At 41.9% G+C, this 21,569-nt stretch carries 20 protein-coding genes; 12 read left to right on the forward strand and 8 right to left on the reverse strand.

The window, feature by feature from the left end; genetic code table 11:
• Positions 1–586: 586 nt before the first annotated feature.
• From rnd to JIG41_RS05485, 3 genes are all read right to left on the reverse strand, one after another.
• Complete coding sequence (gene rnd / locus JIG41_RS05475) at positions 587–1,717, reverse strand: ribonuclease D (protein WP_065979054.1); 1,131 nt, start codon at positions 1,715–1,717, stop codon at positions 587–589.
• A 56-nt stretch (positions 1,718–1,773) separates the two neighbouring features.
• Positions 1,774–3,432: a long-chain-fatty-acid--CoA ligase FadD gene (fadD, locus tag JIG41_RS05480; RefSeq protein WP_199524390.1), complete on the reverse strand. Its 1,659-nt coding sequence runs from the start codon at positions 3,430–3,432 to the stop codon at positions 1,774–1,776.
• 117 nt (positions 3,433–3,549) lie between these two features.
• Positions 3,550–4,401 (reverse strand): alpha/beta fold hydrolase, encoded by an 852-nt coding sequence (locus JIG41_RS05485; RefSeq protein WP_036971941.1) that lies wholly within the window; start codon positions 4,399–4,401, stop codon positions 3,550–3,552.
• Between the two features lie 110 nt (positions 4,402–4,511).
• Here JIG41_RS05485 and JIG41_RS05490 point away from each other — a divergent pair, with 110 nt between their 5' ends.
• Positions 4,512–5,801 (forward strand): alkaline phosphatase, encoded by a 1,290-nt coding sequence (locus tag JIG41_RS05490; RefSeq protein ID WP_065979052.1) that lies wholly within the window; start codon positions 4,512–4,514, stop codon positions 5,799–5,801.
• Positions 5,802–5,863: 62 nt separating this feature from the next.
• Here JIG41_RS05490 and JIG41_RS05495 read toward each other — a convergent pair whose 3' ends face one another.
• The 3 genes from JIG41_RS05495 to JIG41_RS05505 form a co-directional block, all read right to left on the reverse strand.
• Positions 5,864–6,187, reverse strand: a complete 324-nt coding sequence (locus tag JIG41_RS05495; RefSeq protein ID WP_065979051.1) for a hypothetical protein — start codon at positions 6,185–6,187, stop codon at positions 5,864–5,866.
• Between the two features lie 306 nt (positions 6,188–6,493).
• A complete protein-coding gene (gene tsaB, locus JIG41_RS05500) occupies positions 6,494–7,186 on the reverse strand; it encodes a tRNA (adenosine(37)-N6)-threonylcarbamoyltransferase complex dimerization subunit type 1 TsaB (protein WP_118844887.1) in 693 nt (230 codons plus the stop codon).
• A gap of 10 nt (positions 7,187–7,196) precedes the next feature.
• On the reverse strand, positions 7,197–9,113 hold the full coding sequence (locus JIG41_RS05505) for an ATP-dependent DNA helicase (protein WP_036971947.1): 1,917 nt from the start codon (positions 9,111–9,113) through the stop codon (positions 7,197–7,199).
• Between the two features lie 154 nt (positions 9,114–9,267).
• On the opposite strand from JIG41_RS05505, the gene JIG41_RS05510 reads away from it, so the two are divergent.
• Together JIG41_RS05510 and JIG41_RS05515 are read left to right on the forward strand one after the other, a co-directional pair.
• Positions 9,268–10,347, forward strand: coding sequence for a mechanosensitive ion channel family protein (locus JIG41_RS05510; protein ID WP_083422899.1), 1,080 nt, complete (start codon positions 9,268–9,270; stop codon positions 10,345–10,347).
• Between the two features lie 226 nt (positions 10,348–10,573).
• Complete coding sequence (locus tag JIG41_RS05515) at positions 10,574–11,863, forward strand: sodium:proton antiporter (protein ID WP_199524391.1); 1,290 nt, start codon at positions 10,574–10,576, stop codon at positions 11,861–11,863.
• Between the two features lie 53 nt (positions 11,864–11,916).
• On the opposite strand, the gene JIG41_RS05520 is transcribed toward JIG41_RS05515, so the two are convergent.
• Together JIG41_RS05520 and JIG41_RS05525 are read right to left on the reverse strand one after the other, a co-directional pair.
• Positions 11,917–12,906 carry a sensor domain-containing diguanylate cyclase gene (locus tag JIG41_RS05520; protein ID WP_036971958.1) on the reverse strand — a complete coding sequence of 330 codons (990 nt, stop codon included), beginning with the start codon at positions 12,904–12,906 and terminating at the stop codon, positions 11,917–11,919.
• A 93-nt stretch (positions 12,907–12,999) separates the two neighbouring features.
• Entirely contained in the window at positions 13,000–13,245 is a 246-nt protein-coding gene (locus JIG41_RS05525; protein WP_199524392.1) for a hypothetical protein, read from the reverse strand.
• Between the two features lie 344 nt (positions 13,246–13,589).
• Between JIG41_RS05525 and hisG the strand changes: the two genes are divergently transcribed.
• From hisG to JIG41_RS05570, 9 genes are all read left to right on the forward strand, one after another.
• Positions 13,590–14,489, forward strand: a complete 900-nt coding sequence (gene hisG / locus JIG41_RS05530) for an ATP phosphoribosyltransferase (protein WP_036971963.1) — start codon at positions 13,590–13,592, stop codon at positions 14,487–14,489.
• Positions 14,490–14,495: 6 nt separating this feature from the next.
• Positions 14,496–15,797 carry a histidinol dehydrogenase gene (gene hisD / locus JIG41_RS05535; RefSeq protein WP_065979047.1) on the forward strand — a complete coding sequence of 434 codons (1,302 nt, stop codon included), beginning with the start codon at positions 14,496–14,498 and terminating at the stop codon, positions 15,795–15,797.
• Positions 15,787–16,881: a histidinol-phosphate transaminase gene (hisC, locus tag JIG41_RS05540; RefSeq protein WP_199524393.1), complete on the forward strand. Its 1,095-nt coding sequence runs from the start codon at positions 15,787–15,789 to the stop codon at positions 16,879–16,881. Before hisD ends, hisC begins: the two co-directional genes overlap by 11 nt.
• The gene (gene hisB / locus JIG41_RS05545; RefSeq protein ID WP_036971969.1) at positions 16,881–17,942 is read left to right on the forward strand and encodes a bifunctional histidinol-phosphatase/imidazoleglycerol-phosphate dehydratase HisB; all 1,062 of its coding nucleotides are present in this window, start codon (positions 16,881–16,883) and stop codon (positions 17,940–17,942) included. Before hisC ends, hisB begins: the two co-directional genes overlap by 1 nt.
• Entirely contained in the window at positions 17,939–18,529 is a 591-nt protein-coding gene (gene hisH / locus JIG41_RS05550) for an imidazole glycerol phosphate synthase subunit HisH (protein WP_036971972.1), read from the forward strand. Before hisB ends, hisH begins: the two co-directional genes overlap by 4 nt.
• A gap of 28 nt (positions 18,530–18,557) precedes the next feature.
• Positions 18,558–19,292 (forward strand): 1-(5-phosphoribosyl)-5-[(5-phosphoribosylamino)methylideneamino] imidazole-4-carboxamide isomerase, encoded by a 735-nt coding sequence (locus tag JIG41_RS05555; RefSeq protein WP_199524394.1) that lies wholly within the window; start codon positions 18,558–18,560, stop codon positions 19,290–19,292.
• Positions 19,274–20,053: an imidazole glycerol phosphate synthase subunit HisF gene (hisF, locus tag JIG41_RS05560; RefSeq protein ID WP_036971975.1), complete on the forward strand. Its 780-nt coding sequence runs from the start codon at positions 19,274–19,276 to the stop codon at positions 20,051–20,053. The genes JIG41_RS05555 and hisF overlap by 19 nt, the downstream gene beginning before the upstream one ends.
• The gene (gene hisIE / locus JIG41_RS05565) at positions 20,044–20,658 is read left to right on the forward strand and encodes a bifunctional phosphoribosyl-AMP cyclohydrolase/phosphoribosyl-ATP diphosphatase HisIE (protein WP_036971977.1); all 615 of its coding nucleotides are present in this window, start codon (positions 20,044–20,046) and stop codon (positions 20,656–20,658) included. The genes hisF and hisIE overlap by 10 nt, the downstream gene beginning before the upstream one ends.
• Positions 20,659–20,791: 133 nt before the next feature.
• Positions 20,792–21,529: a hypothetical protein gene (locus tag JIG41_RS05570; RefSeq protein WP_074988776.1), complete on the forward strand. Its 738-nt coding sequence runs from the start codon at positions 20,792–20,794 to the stop codon at positions 21,527–21,529.
• Positions 21,530–21,569 lie beyond the last annotated feature (40 nt).

Here is a 21,569-nt window from a genome sequence, read left to right on the forward strand (position 1 = left end):
TAAATGCGCGTGATTACAATCGCCAACTGGTTGAAGCGATGATCAAAGTGAAGGCGCTAAATAAGATCAACACCCTTGGTCTGCCTAAATATCAGTAAGTTAAGTGAATTTGTTAGAGAGTTGCATTTGATCAACAAGGCCGCCATCACGGTGTATTTTATCGTTCTATGTTCGGCAACTTTCACATTGAAGCCAGTCGGGTCAAATTGCTCCGTCACTATTCAAAATGTGGTTTTCACTGTGTCATTATGTTTGGTGATAGGTTCTTTCTTTTTGCCCCCTTCTACACGTTAACGTCACGGCAAACACAAGGACTAAAACGCTATAATTCCAATTTATTAGATTGGTTACACGAAAAAAGTAAACACAGAAAACTGCTCTAACCGCTTAAGCAAAAGAAAGATGCTTTAATTAAAACATGTTGTGAAAACGCACCATGCTTATATTTATTAAATCATAGTATTTAGAGGATGTATTTAAGACATTGAATTTTAATGCACTTTATAGAAGCAGCCACCAGGTGGTTTGACTATTTAGTGAAAAATATAGTCAAACCACAGTCAGGCTCTGTTTAAAGAGTGGGCTCTTAGTTATCCCATTCTTTAAGGGTGTCTTTAACCAATTCGTAACGCCACGAGTTTAATAAATCGGGTTTTGAACTGGCTTTACGCTCTTGTGCATCGAGCTTCCAGTTCCAACTTATTAATTGGTTAATTTGCTTTTTAGACGCTAAGACATCTTCTGGAATACCCTGCTCTTTTGCTACTTTAGTGATCTTTTGCTTAATATCTTTCGCCGCCTTTTTATAAGCTGGAAAATCAATAAGACGCTTTAATTGCTGCGGATGCTCACTAACGTCAATCGCTTTTCCTCGCTCGATGCACTGTAATATTTCAACCCCCGAACGATTTACTTCCATCGGCTCAATACCCGGTACACGGCGTAAAGAGTTTAAGCTTGCGGGTTTACGTTTGGCAATTTCAACCATATTGTGCTCTTTCACTACAAAGTTAAGCGCAAGGTTTTTTCGCTCAGCTTTTTCACGGCGCCATGCAGCAAGCTCTCGTAATACAGCTAAGTCATGAGGACGTAATTGCCATGCATTTTTAATATCTTTATAAAGCTGATCATAAGGCGTTTGATAAGCCCGTTTTTGCGCAACCAACTCACTTTCACTAATGACGATATCAAAAAAGCCAGCTTCATCAATTTGCTTTTTAATTATTTCGAAACAAGGTAATAAATGAAAAGTATCGGCTGCTGCGTAATCTAGCTGTTTTTTGGTTAATGGGCGTTGTAGCCAGTTTGTTCTTGATTCGCTTTTATCTATTTCGATATCAAGTAATTCTTTGACCATGTGGGCGAACCCCATGCAGTTGCCATGCCCTAAAATTTGCAGTGCAAACTGGGTATCAAACAAGGGGGTGGGAACAAAACCCGCGTACTTTTGAAACACCTCAATATCTTCTGACGGAGAGTGCAATACCTTTAAAACATCTGGGTTTTTAAGCACTTGCCAAAAATCATAAAGTGACAACTCTGCCAATGGATCGATTAGCGCTAAGTGCTCACCATCAAAAACTTGAATAAGTGCGACCTCTGGGTACAAGGTGCGACGGCGCATAAATTCGGTATCAATAGCAAGCACAGACTTGCCTGTAATTTGTTCTACAAAATCATTTAATTGGTTTTGCGTTTCGATCACTTGGTATTGCACTTATACCCCTTTAAATATCAATTACCATAAAAAAAGCCGGCTAATGCCGGCTCTTATTATTTTTCGTCCTTTAAGGCTCTTCTCAGAATCTTACCAACGTTTGTTTTTGGTAATTCATCCCTAAACTCAACCAGTTTAGGCACCTTATAGTTCGTTAAATTATCACGACAGTGTTTTATTATATCTTTTTCAGTTAAAGATTGATCTTTTTTCACGACAAAAACTTTAACTTGTTCACCACTTACTTCATGCGGGATACCGATTGCTGCGACTTCAAGCACACCTTCGTGCATTGCAACCACTTCTTCAATCTCATTTGGGAATACATTAAAGCCCGACACAATGATCATGTCTTTCTTACGATCCACAATATAGAAGAAACCTTCATCATCGTATGTCGCAATATCACCTGTTGCAAACCAGCCATCTTTTAAGCACTCAGCTGTGGCATCTGGGCGATTATAATAACCGAGCATAACTTGTGGGCCTTTAACCCATAGTTCGCCGGGTTCACCTTTTGCTGCTTCTTCACTGTTTTCAAGCATTAGCTTAATATCAGTGCTTGGCGCAGGTAAACCAATTGAGCCATTGTAGCTGTCTAGATCGTATGGACTCACTGTAACAAGTGGCGCACACTCAGTTAGGCCATAGCCTTCCATCAATTTGGTTTTTGTGACAGCTTGCCATTTTTCGGCAACAGGACGTTGCACCGCCATACCACCGCCTAATGACATTTTTAAACTTGAGAAATCAAGTTCAGCAAATCCCGGAGTATTCAATAAACCATTAAACAACGTATTTACACCCGTCACGGCTGTAAATTTATGTTGCGCTAACTCTTTGACGAAACCAGGCATATCACGTGGGTTTGTGATCAGCACGTTTAAGCCACCATATTTCATGAAGGTTAAACAGTTAGCTGTCAGTGCAAAGATGTGATAAAGCGGCAGTGCTGTAATAACCACTTCTTTACCGCGCTCTAAAACATTATCTAAGCAACCTGATACTTGTTCAAGGTTACCAACCATATTACCGTGCGATAACATAGCCCCTTTTGACACACCGGTTGTTCCACCTGTGTATTGTAAGAATGCTAAGTCGTTAAGATCGACATCTGGCTTTTTATAGGTTGCTTCATCACCCGCAAGCACATCAGAAAACTTGATTACATTTGGGAGTGAGTAACTTGGCACCATTTTTTTGATATATTTAACAACAAAGTTAACGATATGCTTTTTGAGGCCGCCAACCATGTCGCCCACTTGTGTGACCACAATGTGTTTGACGTTCGTTTTTGGTAATGCTTTTTCGAGGGTGTCAGCAAAATTAGCAAGAATAAATATTGCAGATGACTCAGAGTCATTTAACTGATGCTCTAATTCACGAACCGTGTAAAGTGGATTGACATTAACCACTACACAACCAGCGCGAAGAATACCTAAAATTGTTACCGGCGTTTGCAGTAAGTTAGGCATCATTACCGCTACTTTATCGCCTTTTTTTAGACCAAGATCATTTTGAATGTACGACGCAACACGTTTTGTTGCACTGTCGATTTCGCTGTAGGTCAACACTTTACCCATGTTAGTAAAGGCTGGAAGGTCACTATAGTCAGCAAAACTTTTTTCAAACAAGTCGAGTAACGAGTGATAATGCTCAGGGTCGATTGTTTCAGGCATACCTTCTGGGTAGCGCTTAAGCCAGATTTTTTCCACTCTTAGCTCCTGTTTATAATTATATTTTTTAATAACCTTAATCTAACTAAGGCCGTTTCACAATGGAGTAAATACTCTAATGGTGCAGATAATCCCATATTTGGTGCAATTATACAATTAACTTGCTTTATCGTGCCTAATAAATGCATGAATGTGTTCTAAGGTTAATGCAGGACTTTGCATATGGCAATGGTGACCGCCTGGTATCTGATGAATTTTTAACTCCTTGTAATATTTACCATAAGCATCTAAGTTTTGTTTTACGAACTCAAATCCTTTATCGCCCATTATAAGCTGGCATGGGGCTTTAATGAGTTTAATTGTTGCTTCACATTGTGCCTCATTAAAACGAAACCCTGAATGATTTTTAAGCTTAGGATCGGTTCTCAAGTACCACTTACCACCCTTTTCATAACAATTACGCTCCATGAGGAGCGCAGCGTGCGGGTACGCTAAATCACCACTGGCGAGTCTTGCACTAATAATGTGCGCCTTTGACTCAAATGCGCGTGGCTGTTTACTGTTTACACGTGCCCGGTTCAAAATTGCTTTTCGAAGTTGACTCGCTGTATCTGAACTGGGTGTAGTCACACAGCCTATCCCTTCTATAAAATTGACCGAGGCCACTTTTTCTGGAAAGCAACTTGCGAAAACGCCTGCAACCATCGCTCCCATCGAATGACCAACTAAGTGAACACGATCCACATTGAGTGTCGCAAGTAACATATAGATATCATCAATGTAATCTATAAAGTAGTAATGTGCATCTTTATTACGCCAATCTGATAAGCCGTGCCCCGGAAAATCAACGCAATACCATGTGTGGTTTAAGGTCGCATTATGTAGCATAGGTAGGTAACTATTTGCGTTATCTAGCCATCCGTGTAAAGCAATCACAACCTCTTCACCATGACCAAAGGTTAGGCCATGCAAGGTTTTATCGCCAGTTTGATAAGAAAAAGGCTGCACACTTGCTCCTATTTTTTAAACGTTTCAACTTAAAGGCGTTTATTTATCGTCTGGCTAGTATACAATAATCTCGGCAGTATAAATAAGGGCACAATAATAAGGTTACATCAATGAAATTTAAATTAAGTCTTTTAGCATTATTATGCTCAGCAAGTTCAGTTATGGCTGAATCTGCACCAAAAAATATCATTTATATGATTGGTGATGGAATGGGCCCTGCATATACCACCGCTTATCGTTACTTTAAAGATGATCCAAACACCAAAGTTGTCGACCCCACTGTATTCGATACTATTTTACGTGGTATGGCGCACACTTACCCTGATGACCATACTTATGTAACAGACAGTGCAGCGGGCGCAACAGCGTTAAGCAGTGGACGAAAAAGTTATAATGGCGCTATCGCCGTTGATACTGACAAAAAGCCAGTCAAAACAATGCTCGAAATAGCTAAAGAGCGTGGCATGACAACGGCTCTTGTGGCAACGTCACAAATTAATCATGCAACACCTGCGAGTTTTGCAGCGCACAATGAATCTCGTCGTAACTATGACGAAATTGCTAACGACTATATTGATAATAAAATCGCCGGTAAATTACCCGTCGATCTTATGTTAGGTGGCGGTACGAAATACTATGTACGTGATGATCGCAATCTTGTAGAAGAGTTTAAATCTGCTGGTTATCAGTACAGTGATGACTTTGCAGCCCTTAATGAGATAAAGCAAATACCTGCGCTGGGTTTATTTGCCGAAGTCGGTTTACCGTTTGCGCTGGACGAAAACTCAACACGTTTAACACAAATGACGTCTAAAGCGCTTGATTTACTTGATGGTCAAAATGATAAAGGGTTCTTTGTCATGATCGAAGGCAGTCAAATTGATTGGTGTGGTCATGCGAACGATATCGCGTGTGCAATGGGTGAAATGGACGACTTTGCAAAGTCTATCGAACAGGCAAAAGCGTATGTTGATAAAAACCCAGACACGTTACTTGTCATCACAGCTGATCACTCAACAGGTGGTTTAACTCTGGGTGCTCACGGTCAATATAAGTGGGAAACAGAAGTCGTTAAAGGTGTTAAAGCAACGGCGGGTACCATTACTGATGAGTTACAAAAAACTGACGACTTAAAGTCAGTATGGCAACGTTATACTAATATTGAATTTACCGAAGAAAATAGTATCAAACTTGAGCAAGCTAAAAAAATGGGTGATAAAGCGTTACTCCTTGCTGTAAAAGATATCATTAACCACGCTAGTTTTACTGGCTGGACAACGGGTGGTCATACGGCTATTGACGTACAAGTTTTTGCTTACGGTCAGCGCGCAAAAGACTTTTACGGTTCGCAAAACAACACAGACATTGCTGATAAATTGATTGATTTTATTAAACAGTAATCGTTTTAAACGAAAAAAGCCTAAACAAGTGTTTAGGCTTTTTTATGTTTATCGTTTTCACATTAAGCGTACACATCTACACCTATCAAGCTTTGCACCTCAGCACGTCGCTCTAAATTAGCAAACTCGGTATACGTCGAAATAGCACGGCTAATTTTCGGGTTATTTGGCTTATCGTAAATGGTTTGCTGATAGTTTTGTGACTCTGTTTTAAATTCGGCTGCGAGCGCAACACCTTGAGGGCTCGTTTTAACGTATTCCGTTGACGATTTTTGCTCAGCCGATTGGTCTGATATCGCCTTAGGCGCATCAGTTACGGTATTTTTACGGCTATACTGACCCGGTATATCGCCAGTGAAAAAGCCTGAGCCAATCGGTAACGTCAAGGTCTTAATCCCAATTTAAAGATGCTTAAATTATGTGTCATAAATGCCAACGCTGCAAGTTTAGGGTGTGGTTATTCCCCATAAATAGGTTATAACGCAGCACACATACCAAACACGCGCTGCCCTTCGAGTTCTTCCGAGTGGCGATTAACTCTTGGTTGCCTACATAATATAGATGAGAGGCTGAGCAGCACACGGCAGCTTTGCTCGATTATTACTTGGCTCACTAGGTTACAAACCTCGCACCGCGATTAAATCCCTTCTAGCGTGAACACATTTTAATTATGAAAGGTCAACATGTTCTCGTTATTCACGCCCGGGAAGCTTTTTCCACGTTACGGTATCTCGCACATATTTAGGTTGAGCATTTGCAGCACTTACCGTATCACCTTTTTCAAAGGCACTGGCAACCGATGCCAACATGTACTGAGCATCAGGCAATAAAATATCTGGACTTACGCTTATATTTGCCATTTCACTGACAAGTTCTGGGTACGTTTTCCAGCCTGTACCTACCGCCGTTGCGGAGTTATCTGGCAGGGTAAGTAGTTCTGGTTTAATCACTTGTTCTTCATTCACAAGTGTCATTAAACCGTGCTCATTTGCTTGATATTGAGCAAAGTATATTTCCCCCATACGTGCATCAATTGCTGAGAGCACATCTGAAACATGATGTTGTTCATGTGCTTGCTGAGCCATCATTTGCAGCGTTGATACACCCACAAGCGGTAATTTGGCCGCATAGGCCAAACCTTGCGCGATGGCTACGCTGATACGTACCCCCGTAAAACTGCCGGGACCTTGACCAAAACCAATCACGTCTAACTGCGTTAATTTACACTGTGCTTTGGTTAATAATCCATCAATCAAAGGCAATATTTTTTGACTGTGCTGTTGCGGGCACTCTTCAAAATGATGAAATGTTTGCCCTTGATAATGAAGCACAATTGATAAGGCTTCTGTTGATGCATCGAGGGCAAGAATATTTTGTTTAATCATCTACATTACTCTAATTGATCTGTTCTAAAAAGGCGTTTGCCATTGCTAAATCACGCGTACGTCGCATGGGTGGCAAACTTTTTAAAAATACTTGGCCGTATTGGCGTGTCACTAATCGATTATCACAAATAACCAATACACCTTTATCTTTGTTATCACGAATAAGGCGCCCTACTCCTTGCTTTAGGGCAATTACCGCTTGAGGTAATTGAATATGCGCAAAAGGGTCTTTACCTTGCAGTTGGCAATCTTGCATGCGCGCTTGAAGCAGGGGGTCGTCTGGTGCAGCAAACGGTAATTTATCAATAATAACACAACTTAATGTACTGCCTCTAACATCCACCCCTTCCCAAAAAGAGGCAGTGCCAAGTAAAACAGCATTACCGTGGCGAGTGAATTTTTCAAGAATAATCCGTTTTGACATTTGCCCTTGCATGTACACCGGGTAATCTAATTGTGTGGTTAACCCTTCCGCCACCAAATGCATCATACGGTAACTTGTAAACAGTACAAAGCAACGCCCTTTGGCTGATTTAATAAGCTCAAGCGTTAACTTAATAATGGCATGTGGCATGTTGTTAGCGTGCGACTCAGGTAAATAGCGAGGTAAACACAGCAAGGCCTGTTGTTCATAGTCAAATGGGCTTTCAACAATCATGCTTTGCGCGGGTTTTAAACCAAGGCTGGCGTTAAAGTGGCCAAGATCATTATCTACCGACAACGTGGCTGAGGTAAAAACAAATCCAGCCCCAGTGTCTTTCATCATCTGTGCAAATTTTGCCGACACGTTCAGCGGCGTAATGTTCACCGTTAAATAGCGACGCGTGGTTTCGTACCAATAGCTATAACCTGTTTGTGCTGTATCGAATACGCGTTCAAGCTGCCCTTTAAAGGCCAACGTGCGTTCAAAGGGGTGCTCTATTTTTTCACTGCGATCTAAGCATAGTTTTAGTACTTGATATAAAAAGTCGAGATCGCTTATCACCCGATGCAGTGCCGCGCAGATATCTTTATCGGCCAGCTTTTCTCGCCAATCTCCGCGACTGCCATCAATACCAAACTGCAAGCGTAAGTCAGCCACACTGGTTTCTAGTTTATTGAGCGTTTTACCCAGCTGCAACATATCGGGGATATCGGCACGGTAAATTGCCCGCAGATCATTAATTAAATCCACCAGCTTTTTTGTACTGACACTTTCACCAAAGTAATCACTGGCAATCTCACTTAATTGGTGTGCTTCATCAAAAATATAGGCATCGGCTGTTGGCATTAATTCAGCAAAACCGGTGTCTTTTACCGCCATATCAGCGAAGAATAAGTGGTGATTAATCACCACAACATCAGCTTCCATCGCATTTAATCGTGCTTTACGTATATAACAATCTTGAAAGTCAGGGCACTCTTTCCCTAAGCAATTATCGGCCGTTGAACTGACATAGGGCAGCACTTTTGCATCTTCTTCAATACCAATACAATCGGCTAAATCACCTGAACGTGTTTCGCTGGCAAATTTTGCGACCATTGCTAATTGATGCATGACATCCGGGTCATCTGTTGGCACGTGCGCTACATGCTGACTTAACCGATATGTACATAAATAGTTTGCACGGCCTTTTAATAAGGCCACTTTTTTTGTCGCGCTTAATGCTTTTACTAAGTTTGGCAAATCACGATGAAACAACTGCTCTTGCAGGGCTTTTGACCCAGTAGAAATAATTGTCTTACCTTTTGATTTTAATGCAGGAGCCAAGTAAGCATAAGTTTTACCCGTCCCCGTTCCTGCCTCAACCACTAATTGATGACGTTTTTGCAAGGCGTCATCAACCGCAACAGCCATATCAATTTGTGGCTGTCGAGGTGTGTATCCATCAAGAGAAAGCGCAAGAGGGCCAGTGGCACTGAAAAGTTGTTTGATAAACTTCGCCAATAGATTAAAAGTGATGGCCAGATTTTACGTAACTGACTTGCCAAGGGCAAGACTAAATACAATGGGGCTAGACATCACTCACACCTAAAAATATCTATCCATAAAGGTATACAAATTGCTTTCTGTTATGGCATATACGTCATAAGAGTTGAATATGTTTTCTGAATTGGCACTAAATGTGTGGGTAAACGAGCCATGGCTACTCGTAATTGGTGGCACATTTACAGCTGCTATTATATTGTTTTTAATAAAGTTTATAATTATTTACTGTTTAAAAACGTGGACCCAGCGCACAGACTTTGTGTTTGACTCTTTGCTCGTCGACTCAATTTCCACGCCACTTACTTTATGCACAATGATGGTGCTTGTGATCATTTTTGGTCATTTATTAAACATGACTGATTTTCTAACTGACTACCCGCTTCCTATCGCAGCGACTGCGAAATCAATATTAATTTTTGCTTTAGTGCTATTTTTAGATCACTTCTTATTCGGTACCGTTGACTATTACAGTTCGCGCTCTTTAGTGGTGTCTAACAGCCGCAGCATTATTAAAGGAGTGATCCGCTGTGTCATTGTCAGTGTTGGACTACTGGTTTTATTAGGCACATTAGGTATTTCAATCACGCCTATTATCGCGTCGCTAGGGATCACTTCCCTCGCCGTTGCTCTTGCCTTACAGCCGACATTAGAAAATTTTTTCTCTGGGGTTCAACTGGTTATCGATAAACCTATTAGAGTCGGCGACTTTATCGAGCTTGAGAGTGGTGACCAAGGGTTTGTTGAAAAAATAGGCTGGCGATCAACGTGGGTGAAAATGTTGCCCAATAACATGATAGTGATCCCCAATAGTCAGTTGTCTAAATCGCGAATCATCAATTATTTTTACCCTGAAAAAGAGCTCAGTGTGCCAGTGGAAGTGGGGGTACATTATGGTTCCGATCTTGAAAAGGTCGAGCAAATAACACTTGATGTAGCAAGGCAAGTTCTAAAAAGCCATGAATGGGGAATTGATGACTACGACACGTTTGTCGTGTTTCACACCTTTGATCAATCAAGTATCAATTTTACTGTGATGCTAAGAGTGAAAGAGTACTTTAATCGTTTTTGGGTGAAATCGGCTTTTATCAAAGCATTACATAAACGCTACGCCCAAGAAGGTATTGTGATTCCTTACCCTATTCGTGCTATAAACACGACACAAGAGTCTGCGTCGTTTAAAGACTCACATTGACCTAGCTAAATTTATGATAATTGCACTTTCCAACAGGTTGGATTTGTCTCTTTTGAGACAATTTTAACAGCAATTATACAAATGCAATCAGCACCTTGAATTTTTACTCTAAAATTTAATGAAAATCGCATAAACACTGTGACATACGTATGATACAGGCGTACCATATGCGCCCAGAAAGTGACTGCTTTCTGTGTCTTGTTTATAAAATATTTAAGGTCAAACAATGAATGCTTGGTACCTCATTTGTTTTCTTTCAGCATTAGCTATTTTTATTGCTTTTGCTAACCAGTTCATCCTCAAAATGCAAACAACAATTGCTATAACAACAGGCTCTGTTGTTATTTCTTTACTCCTTATTCTCGCCGTTAAAATGCTCGGTGATTCCACAGCCCTCGAAATGACTCAGGTGGTTTCAAGTATTAACTTTAATCAGTTATTGTTAAAGGGCATGCTAGGGTTTTTGCTGTTTGCAGGTGCGCTTGAAATTAATTTAGCAGCGCTGCGTAAACAGCGGTGGGAAATAACCGCATTAGTGCTATTTTCAACCATTACTTCAACCGTGATTGTAGGGTACTTGAGCTATTATTTATTTGCTTTTGTGGGCTGGCCTGTCCCTTTCATTTACTGTTTGTTATTTGGAGCATTAATTAGCCCTACTGACCCTATTGCCGTGTTAGCCATTATTAAACAAATGCGAGCCCCAGAAGGTATTTCTGTGCAAGTGGAAGGTGAGTCTTTGTTTAATGATGGTATTGGTTTGGTGATCTTTACCACTATTTTCTCGGTGGCTTTTTATGGTACAGAGGCAACGTTTACTGACGTAGCAGAGTTATTTTTAGTCGATGCAATCGGCGGCATTGTGTTTGGTTTAGTAATCGCATTAGTCGGGCACTTTTTAATCATTAATAGCCGCGATGTTAATATTCGCTTATTACTAACACTCACCATTCCTACTGCGGGCTTTGCAGCTGCTAACATTTGGGAAATATCAGGTGCTCTGGCAATGGTCACAAGTGGTATTTTGTTGGGTAATATTACCCGCTCAAAAGCGACTGAACGAACCGGTCCTGAAGATACTCGCTATGTAAAAGACTTTTGGCATGCAACCGACAGTTTCTTAAATGCCTTACTATTTTTGATTATCGGTATGCTAATTGTCACTATGCCTATCACCATTCAAGAAATTGGTCTTGGCTTACTCATGGTACCTGTTGTATTACTTGCGCGTTTTATCAGCGTGGGGACGCCATTTATGTTATTCAAGAAGTATAGGCAATACGACAAACATTCTGTGAAGATTCTAACATGGGGTGGCCTAAGAGGCGGGTTAGCACTGGCAATGGCTGCGGCAATACCTCGCGACCAAGTAATGATTGCGGGCTCAGACCTTCATGATTTAATTGTCATTGTGACTTACGTCGTCGTCATTTTTTCTATTATTGTGCAAGGCTTAACTATTTCACCACTTATTCAAAGCAGTATTCAATCTGCCAAACACGTAACTGAGAAATAGTATCGCTGCATGTGCGTTATACCAATTGAGTTAATTGTTGAACCTAATGAAAGTTAAACATTTGACTCGGTTGGTATTAATAGGTTCTTTTTTATCACTTTTGTTTTGTACATTCGGCTATCTGCTAGCGCCAATAGGTGTGACAGTGAGCATGGTTTTTGCCCTGAAAAATTGGCAATCCCATGCGAAAAACTAAGGTTAAATTTATGCTTAAATTGGCCTGACAATTCACTAAATGATTCAGCTAATCGCTGCATAATGACTTCGCATTCTTGGGTACTCAAATCAGTAAACAAAATAACAAATTCATCGCCACTCAATCGGGCAAACAAATCTGCTTTTCTGCAACACGATGCTAGAACATTGGCGAAGCCTTTCAATACCTCATCGCCAGTAGCATGACCAAACGTATCGTTAATCGGTTTAAAATTATCGAGATCAATAAAGACCAACTTCGCTTTTAAATTTTGTCTGATACATAAATCTAAATAACGCTCAGCCGTACTGCTGAAACTTCGTCGATTAGGCAATAATGTTAACTCATCAGTTGTTGCCAATTGCATCACTGCGAGCTCCCGTTCAATAATGGCGGTAAAGTCTTTTAACACATTCGCTTGTTCTTGGGTGAACGACCGAGGCTGATGGTCAATTATGCATAAAGTGCCAATACGATTGCCTGACTGCAATGTAATAGGGCTGCCGGCATAAAAACGAATGTTGGGCTCACCTGTTACCAAGGGATTATCAGCAAACCTAGGGTCTAGCAAAGCATCACAGACTACCAATGGACCATTATCTAAAATCGCATGGGCACAAAAAGAGATATCACGCGGTGTTTGTTTTACGCTGACCCCAATGCATGACTTGAACCACTGCCGGTGTTCATCAACAAGACTGATTAAACAAATAGGGACCGAAAAGAACTGCTGAACAAGGCGCGTTATTCTATCCAGCGCTGGATCATTTGGGGTATCTAAAATTTCGAGTGCACGAAGCTCTTCAAGGCGCGCTTTTTCACTAAATGGTACTGCTGGCTTATCCATAATATCGCCTTGAATCTGAAAATTAATTTTACTCTATAAACCTAGCACAAAGTGCTAGAAAACGAGATAAAAATAATTTTATTTTCTTAAGCATTAAGCCCATGTATCGAGGTGCTTATTGCCGTCTTCATCTTCTTCGATAATATCTTTATCATTTTTATTAGCACTTTTATTAGCACTTTCGGCTGCTTTTTTACGCCGTTCAATTTCGCGTTTTTGCCGCTTTTCGAGTTCAATTCTCTGCACGTTCGCATCTTTTACGCCCGCAATGTGGAATGCACCTTTACTCTCAAGTTGTAAACGCGTGATGCGTCCTAAAAAGGGGATCATGATATCCATTTGTACCTCCTACCCATCCACTTATTATCGACCGTTATAGCATATTCTTTAATTGCAAAAAAAAGTGCTTGCCAAAAATATTAAAAACATGTTTATCTATATACGTAAATTATTTAAACAGATTAACGCACTGGTTTAGACAAACGAGTGCAACACAGGAAAGATTATGCGCTTCAACTTGACAACTATCCATCATCACCATCATTCACCGGAATAGCCTGTCAGGTTTTTCGCTGAGAGGTTATTCCTAAAAGGAACCTCTGGCGAGTAATCAACTACATTATTTATTTTCGCCCTGAGGTTTCCTCGGGGTTTTTAGTTTTTGAATTAAAGGAAAATGAATAATGAGTAATAACAACCGTTTACGTATCGCCATCCAGAAAGGCGGCCGACTATCAAAAGACTGCCAAGAGCTTTTAAAACAGCTAGGCGTTAAATTGAATCTTCGTGAACAACGCCTAATAGCACACTCTACTAACATGCCCATTGATGTACTTCGTGTACGTGATGACGATATTCCAGGCCTAGTTATGGACGGTGTGTGTGACTTAGGTATCGTTGGCGAAAACGTGCTTGTTGAAGTACAAGCCGAGCGCGAGCGCCAAGGCGCTGCATTTGAAGTAAATAAACTGTCAAAACTTGATTTCGGCTATTGCCGCTTAGCACTGGCTTGGCCACAAGAGCTTGGTGTGCAAAAGAAGAGCTGGTTTGAAGGCAAGCGCATTGCCACTACCTACCCTGAAATTCTAGGTCAATATCTAAAACGTGAAGGCATCAACGCAAGCACAGTTATGCTAACAGGCTCTGTAGAAGTGGCTCCGCGTGCAGGCCTTGCCGATGCTATCTGTGATTTAGTGTCTACCGGTGCAACACTTGAAGCCAACGGCTTAATGCAAGGCGATACTATCCTCGAATCAAATGCCTGTTTAATCCAAAACAAAGACCTGACAGATCAAAGCAAACTTGATTTAATCAACACCCTAATGCCGCGTTTACGGGGTGTACGCCAAGCTAAAGAAAGTAAGTACATCATGCTACACGCGCCAAAAGCAAAACTCGATGAAGTGTGTGATTTACTGCCTGGCACAGGTCAACCAACATTACTTGCTTTAGCCGGTAGTGATGATTATGTGGCACTGCACATGGTGAGCAGCGAAACCTTATTCTGGGAAACGATGGAAGAGTTGAAGGCACTCGGTGCAAACTCGATCCTCGTTATGCCAATTGAAAAAATGATGGAGTAAGTATCCATGTTTCGCTGGAATGAGGAAAACCAACTCGCACAGCAAGCGGTACTTACCCGCCCTGCTGTCACGGCAAGCAAAGAGATCGAATCAATATGCATCGATATCTTAGCGGCAGTCAAAGAGCAAGGTGACGCTGCGCTTTTAAACATGGCAAAACAATTTGATAAGCGCGAAACACCGCGTTTATTAGTGCCCGTTGAAGAAATTGATCAAGCAGAACAGTTTTTATCGAGCGAATTAAAAGCCGCGATTGAAACAGCTTACGCTAATGTAAAACGCTTTCACCAAGCACAATTACCAAAAGACATTAAACTAACAACTCAACCTGGGGTGTTATGTGAGCTTAAATACCAAGCGATTGAAGCAGTGGGTATATACGTACCCGGTGGCAGTGCGCCATTACCTTCGTCGGTTATTATGCAAGGTGTCCTTGCACAATTAAGCGGTGCAAAAACTGTTGTGCTTGCAACACCTGTTAAGGGCGATGAAAGCATTAACCCTGCAATTCTCTATGCAGCTAAGCTATGCGGTATTAAAACAATTGTTGAAAGTGGCGGCGCAGGGGCAATTGCAGCGATGGCTTACGGCACTGAGTCTGTACCGAAGGTCAATAAAGTATTTGGCCCAGGCAACAGTTTTGTGACAATGGCAAAACAGCTTGTCGCCCAGACGATTCCGGGCATGGCAATTGATATGCCTGCAGGTCCTTCTGAGGTACTGGTGATTGCTGATGAACGTGCAAATCCTGAATTTATTGCTGCCGATTTATTATCGCAGGCAGAACACGGTGCTGATTCACAAGTAATCTTACTGTGTAATAGTGAGCGCATTATTGAACTTACGCAGCAAGCATTAACAACGCAGCTTGCAAAATTAAGCCGCAAAGAAACCGCTGAACAAGCCCTTGCAAATTCAAGCTTGATTTTAGTCGACTCTATTGAGCAGGCATTTGAAGTATCAGCACAATATGGTCCTGAACACCTAATTTTACAACTTGCTGATGCTCAGCCTTATTTAGGCTTAGTTAAAAATGCTGGCTCTGTCTTTGTGGGCGACTATACACCGGAATCTGCAGGCGATTATGCGTCAGGTACTAACCACGTACTACCAACGTATGGTTACAGTGCCACCTATTCGAGCTTAAACTTACTGGACTTTTTTAGAACTTACACAGTACAAACCATTAGCAAAAATGGGTTACGTGAATTATCTAAAGCAATTTTACCTTTGGCCGCAGCAGAAGGGCTTGATGCTCACGCTAATGCTGTTTCAATTCGTCTTGAGGCACTAAATAATGAGCGATAACTCAACACTTACCACACTGTTGCCAGACAACATTGCAGCACTAACAGCTTATAGCTCAGCAAAGAGCGAGAAACTGACTGGAACAACGTGGCTAAATGCCAACGAAAGTCCCTACTCTCGCACGCCTACTGTGAGTTTGGCCGATTTAAATCGCTACCCCGATCCACAGCCAACACAGGTTATTAACCGTTACGCATGTTATGCCAACTTAGAGCCAGAGCAAGTGCTGATGACACGCGGTGCCGATGAAGGCATTGAGCTATTGGTGCGTACATTTTGCCGCCCAGCAAAAGACAGTATCGCGCTATTTTTACCAACCTATGGTATGTACAAAGTCACTGCCGACACTCACAACGTGAGCATTAACGGTCTCACCCAAGAGTTACTGTTAAAAGGCACGGTGGATGAAATTGTTGCTGCGATAGCTGACTCGAAATTAGTTTTCATTTGTAATCCTAATAATCCAACAGGCAGCATGACGAGCCTAGACAAGATCAGAAAGATTACCCAACAACTTGCGGGTAAAGCCATCGTCGTGGTAGATGAAGCTTATATAGAGTTTTGTCCAGAACACACTGCAGCAAGCTTAATTAATGAATTTAATAATCTTGTGGTGCTAAGAACCTTATCTAAAGCGTTTGCATTAGCAGGTTTGCGTACAGGCTTCACACTTGCAAACAGTGATTTACTGGCACCGATCCGTAAAGTAATTGCGCCTTATCCAGTATCAACTGTAGTCGCACGTATTGCGGCTGATGCACTCAGTAGCGATAACATCGCCTCAATGCGTCGCCAAGTTACTATATTAAATAGTTTAAAAGCCAAACTAAAAGACTGGCTTGAACAATCATCGGCCGTGGTTAAGGTGCTTAGTGGTGAAGGTAACTTTGTAACCTTAAAGCTAAAAGATAAACAGTCATTTAATATTGCATTGGCACAAGGTCTTGTGATGCGCGCATTCACTCTTTATGGTGAAAATGATTGGCTGCGCATTTCAATCGGTAATGAACAAGAATTAGAACAAGTAAAAATTTGGCTAGATGGTTTATCACTTGCCAGTAACACAGTAGAACAGGAAGTATAATGAGTAACCCGTATTTATTTATTGACCGCGATGGCACCATTATCGAAGAGCCAATCACCGATAAACAGGTAGATAGCCTCGAGAAATTAGTATTTTTACCCAATGTGATCCCTGCTCTACTGCAACTTCAAGCAGCGGGATACCGCTTAGTTATGGTATCGAACCAAGATGGACTAGGTACAGATAGCTTCCCAACGGCTGATTTTGACATTGCGCAAGACAAAATGATGAATATCCTCAACAGCCAAGGTATTCAATTTGACGAAGTACTGATTTGCCCCCACTTTGATGCAGACAATTGCAACTGCCGTAAACCTAAAACAGGGTTGCTGACTGAACTTATGCGCTCAGGCAAAGTTGATTTAGCCCGTTCATTTGTCATCGGTGACCGCCAAACAGATATAGGTCTTGCTGCTAACTTATGCTGCGAAGGCATTTTATACACCGGCAGTTGGGATGCCATTGTCACTCAGCTAACAACACAAAACCGTGAAGGTCGCATAACCCGCAACACCAAAGAAACGCAAATCGATGTGCAGGTTAATTTAGACCAAACCAAAAATGGCGACATTAGTACTGGCCTTGGCTTTTTTGATCACATGCTTGACCAAATTCGCACCCACGCCAATATCGGACTTAATGTTCAAGCCACGGGCGACTTACACATTGATGAACACCACCTCGTTGAAGACATTGGTATTGCCTTAGGGCTTGCACTTAAACAAGCGCTGGGTACAAAAACGCAAATTGGCCGTTATGGATTTGCGCTACCGATGGATGAATGTAAAGCCGAGGCGCAAATAGATTTATCGGGCCGTGCATCGTTTGTGTTAAATGCCGATTTTAGCCGTGAAAAAGTCGGCGACTTAGATGTGCAAATGGTTGAGCATTTCTTTAAAAGTTTAAGTGACAACGCCGCAATGAGCCTGATTTTGTCAGTCAGCGAGGGTAACTGTCATCACCAAGTAGAAGGCTTATTTAAAGCCTTTGCCAGAGCGCTGCGCGCTGCTATCGCAAAAGATGCCACGCAACAAACTGCCAGCTCAAAGGGGTGTTTATGATTGCCATAATTAATACGGGTTGTGCCAATATCAACTCGGTGCGTTTTGCGTTTGAGCGACTCGGTCAAAATCCAGAAGTGATCACTTCGCCTGAGCAACTAAAAGGCTTTGAACGTGCTATTTTACCCGGTGTAGGCCATGCTTCTGTGGCAATGAAGCGCCTAAAAGACGGTGGCTGGCAACAAGCCATTGATGAATATCAGCGTCCGCTTATGGGCATTTGTTTAGGCATGCAATTACTTTGCGAAAGCACCGAAGAAGGCAATGTTGATTGCCTAGGTAAAATCCCGGGTATTGTTAAGCAACTTGATGTAGGTACATTGACATCACCGCATATGGGCTGGAACGACCTAACAGTATTAAAAGAGCATGCGCTCACTAAAGGTTTAACAGCGCAAGATCATGTTTACTTTGTGCATAGCTTTGCTCACACCGTCAACGATGCCACGCTTGTCAGTGGTGAATACGGAAACACTTTCTCTGCGATTGTTGCAAAAGATAACTATGCAGGCATGCAATTTCACCCAGAGCGCAGTGCCAAAGTCGGCACCCGATTATTACAAAACTTTTTAGATTGGCAGCTGTAAGCGCAGCACAAAAATAAGAGACCAAAACGTGATTATTCCAGCACTTGATGTATTACAAAACCAAATTGTGCGCTTATACCAAGGTAAGTATGATACAGCACAATTTTACCCTTACGAACTAGGCGCACGCTTACAAGCGTACGCAAACAGCGGTGCAGGTAAGCTGCACCTTGTTGATTTAGAAGGCGCACGCGACCCGAGCAAAAAGCAATGGCAACATATTCAAACCGCGACCAAAGCATTAAACGTCCCTTATCAGGTTGGCGGCGGTATTCGCTCTGAACACGATGTGGCCGACTGGCTAGAAGCCGGAGCTAACCAAGTTGTGATTGGTTCAATGGCCGTTGAAAAGCGCGAGCAAGTCCAAGCATGGATTAAAAAGTTTGGGGCCGAACATTTCGTGATTGCCCTTGATGTAAATAAAACCGAAAACGGCTGGGCTCCTGCCACTCACGGTTGGTTAAGTGAATCTGAGTTTGGATTATTTGAACTTGTTGATTTTTACGTAGCATTGGGCGTCATTGACTTTCTGTGCACTGATATCAGTAAAGACGGCACCATGACAGGCCCTTCATTTGCACTGTATGAAGATTTAATAAACCACAACAGCCAAATAAAAGTACAAGCATCTGGCGGCGTAAGCTCGCTTGACGATATCGCCAAGCTTAAAAAACTCGGTGTGGGTGGGGTTATCTTAGGTAAGTCATTGCTTGATGGTGCCTTTAATGTTGAGGAGGCGTTAGCATGTTATCAAAACGCATAATTCCTTGCTTAGATGTCAAAGACGGCCAAGTCGTAAAAGGCGTTAAGTTTAAAGGCCACGAAGTGGTTGGTGATATTTTAACACTTGCAAAAGCATACAGCGATGCAGGTGCTGATGAACTGGTGTTTTATGAAATTAGCGCCAGTGTCGAAAAACGCCTACTTGATGTAAATTGGGTTGAGAGTATTGCCCGCCATATTGATATTCCATTTTGTGTGGCTGGTGGCATTAAATCAGTTGCCGATGCAGCGCGTGTGCTAGAGCGCGGCGCAGATAAAATCAGTATCAACAGCCCTGCCATTGCACGCCCTGAACTTATCAAAGAATTACACGATGAGTTTGGTAAACAATGTGTGGTTGTCGGCATTGATAGCTTTTACGATGAAACCACTGGCGAATATTTAGTGTACCAATTAACGGGTGACCCTAATGCATCAAGCCGTACACGATACAAAACCGAAGAATGGGTCAAGCGTGTGCAAGACCTAGGCGCAGGTGAAATCGTGTTAAACTGCATGAACCAAGATGGTGTGCGTAAAGGTTACGACAATGTTCAGCTTTCTAAAATGCGCGCATTATGCGACATTCCGCTAATTGCATCAGGTGGTGCCGGCACAATGCAAGACTTTGTTGATGTATTTCAGCAAAGCCACGTTGACGGTGCACTTGCTGCCAGCGTATTTCATAAGAACGTCATTAACATTGGCGAACTAAAACAATTTTTAATCGATAATAATATAGCGGCACGACTATGCAATTAACCAAAGATAACCTTACTCAAGTCGATTTTGCCAAAAGCGAATTGATCCCAGCCATTGTGCAAGACGCACGCTCTGGGATTATTTTGATGCAAGGTTTTATGAATGCGGACGCCTTAGCCGCCACCTTCGACAAGCAAAAAGTGACCTTTTACTCACGTTCAAAGCAGCGCTTGTGGACCAAAGGCGAAACATCAGAAAACTACCTTGAAGTCGTCTCTGTTCACACTGATTGTGATTACGATTCCATTTTAGTACTCGCAAACCCATTAGGACCAACCTGTCATTTAGGCACGCAAAGCTGCTTTGGTGATGACGCTAAACCCAGCCTAGCTTTTTTAGCTGAACTTGAACAAGTGATTGTTTCACGCAAAGACGATGACCCAAGTAAAAGCTACACAGCGTCTTTATTTTCAAAAGACTTAAGCCGTAGTTGCCAAAAAGTCGGTGAGGAAGGTGTTGAAGTAGCACTGGCAGCCATGAAGCATGACAACGATGAATTAACCAATGAATCGGCTGACTTACTGTATCACTTAACCGTGTTGTTACAGCGTCAAGGCCTTTCACTGGCTGATGTCGTGAGCTGTTTACAAGGCCGCCATAAGTAACATTAAAAGCTTAAGATGCCGCTAAAAATGGCGCATCTTAAGCTATTACATAAAAAATTTTAAACCCATTTAAACCTTTCTCCTCCACGTTTACGACTAAGCTAACAACACCATACATATAAAAGGGAAAGTCATGTTGAGCACAGTTAAAACGTTATCACTCATTGCCGCAGGTTTGTTATCAGCGCAAACATTCGCGTGGGGCGATATGCCTCTACAAAACACTAAAAACCTGACACTAAACGCAAAATCACTAAACGCTCTAAAAGTAGAAGCCGGTTCAGGTTTTTTACACATAACAGGCAGTGACACTGATGAAGTAACCGTAAAAGCTGAAATTTACCAAGATCAACCTCACGATGAATACTGCTTAGGACTTGAGGCTAAAGGCAGTAATGCAGAGCTTTCTGCTGGCCAATGTGACTACCACACGAATAAACAAACACGCATTGATTTAACCGTCAGTATTCCACGTTCATTTAATGTCAACGTGCACGACGGCTCTGGCGAAATTATTATTCGCAAAGCTGCTAACACCGTGATCAACGATGGTTCAGGTTCCATTGAGGCAATCGACATTCAAGGCACACTTGAAATCAATGATGGCTCTGGCAGCATTAACGTAAGAAACGTCAGTCGTGATATTAAAATTCACGATGGTTCTGGCAACATTGATGTCGCACACACCCAAGGTAATATAAATGTTCACGACGGCTCTGGTGGCATCGACTTAAACGATATCGCAGGTGATGTGGTTATTTCAGACGGTTCTGGCAGCATTCGTGTTGATAAAGCTGCTAACTTTGAACTACTTAGCGATGGCTCAGGTTCAGTTAACGTAACGAATGTTTCTGGTAAAACAACGTTATAAATAAGCGTATGTATAATAATGTTATTCAATTGCCCTTATT

Origin of the sequence: Pseudoalteromonas sp. bablab_jr011 (assembly GCF_016464045.1) — a bacterium.
Lineage (GTDB): Bacteria > Pseudomonadota > Gammaproteobacteria > Enterobacterales > Alteromonadaceae > Pseudoalteromonas > Pseudoalteromonas lipolytica.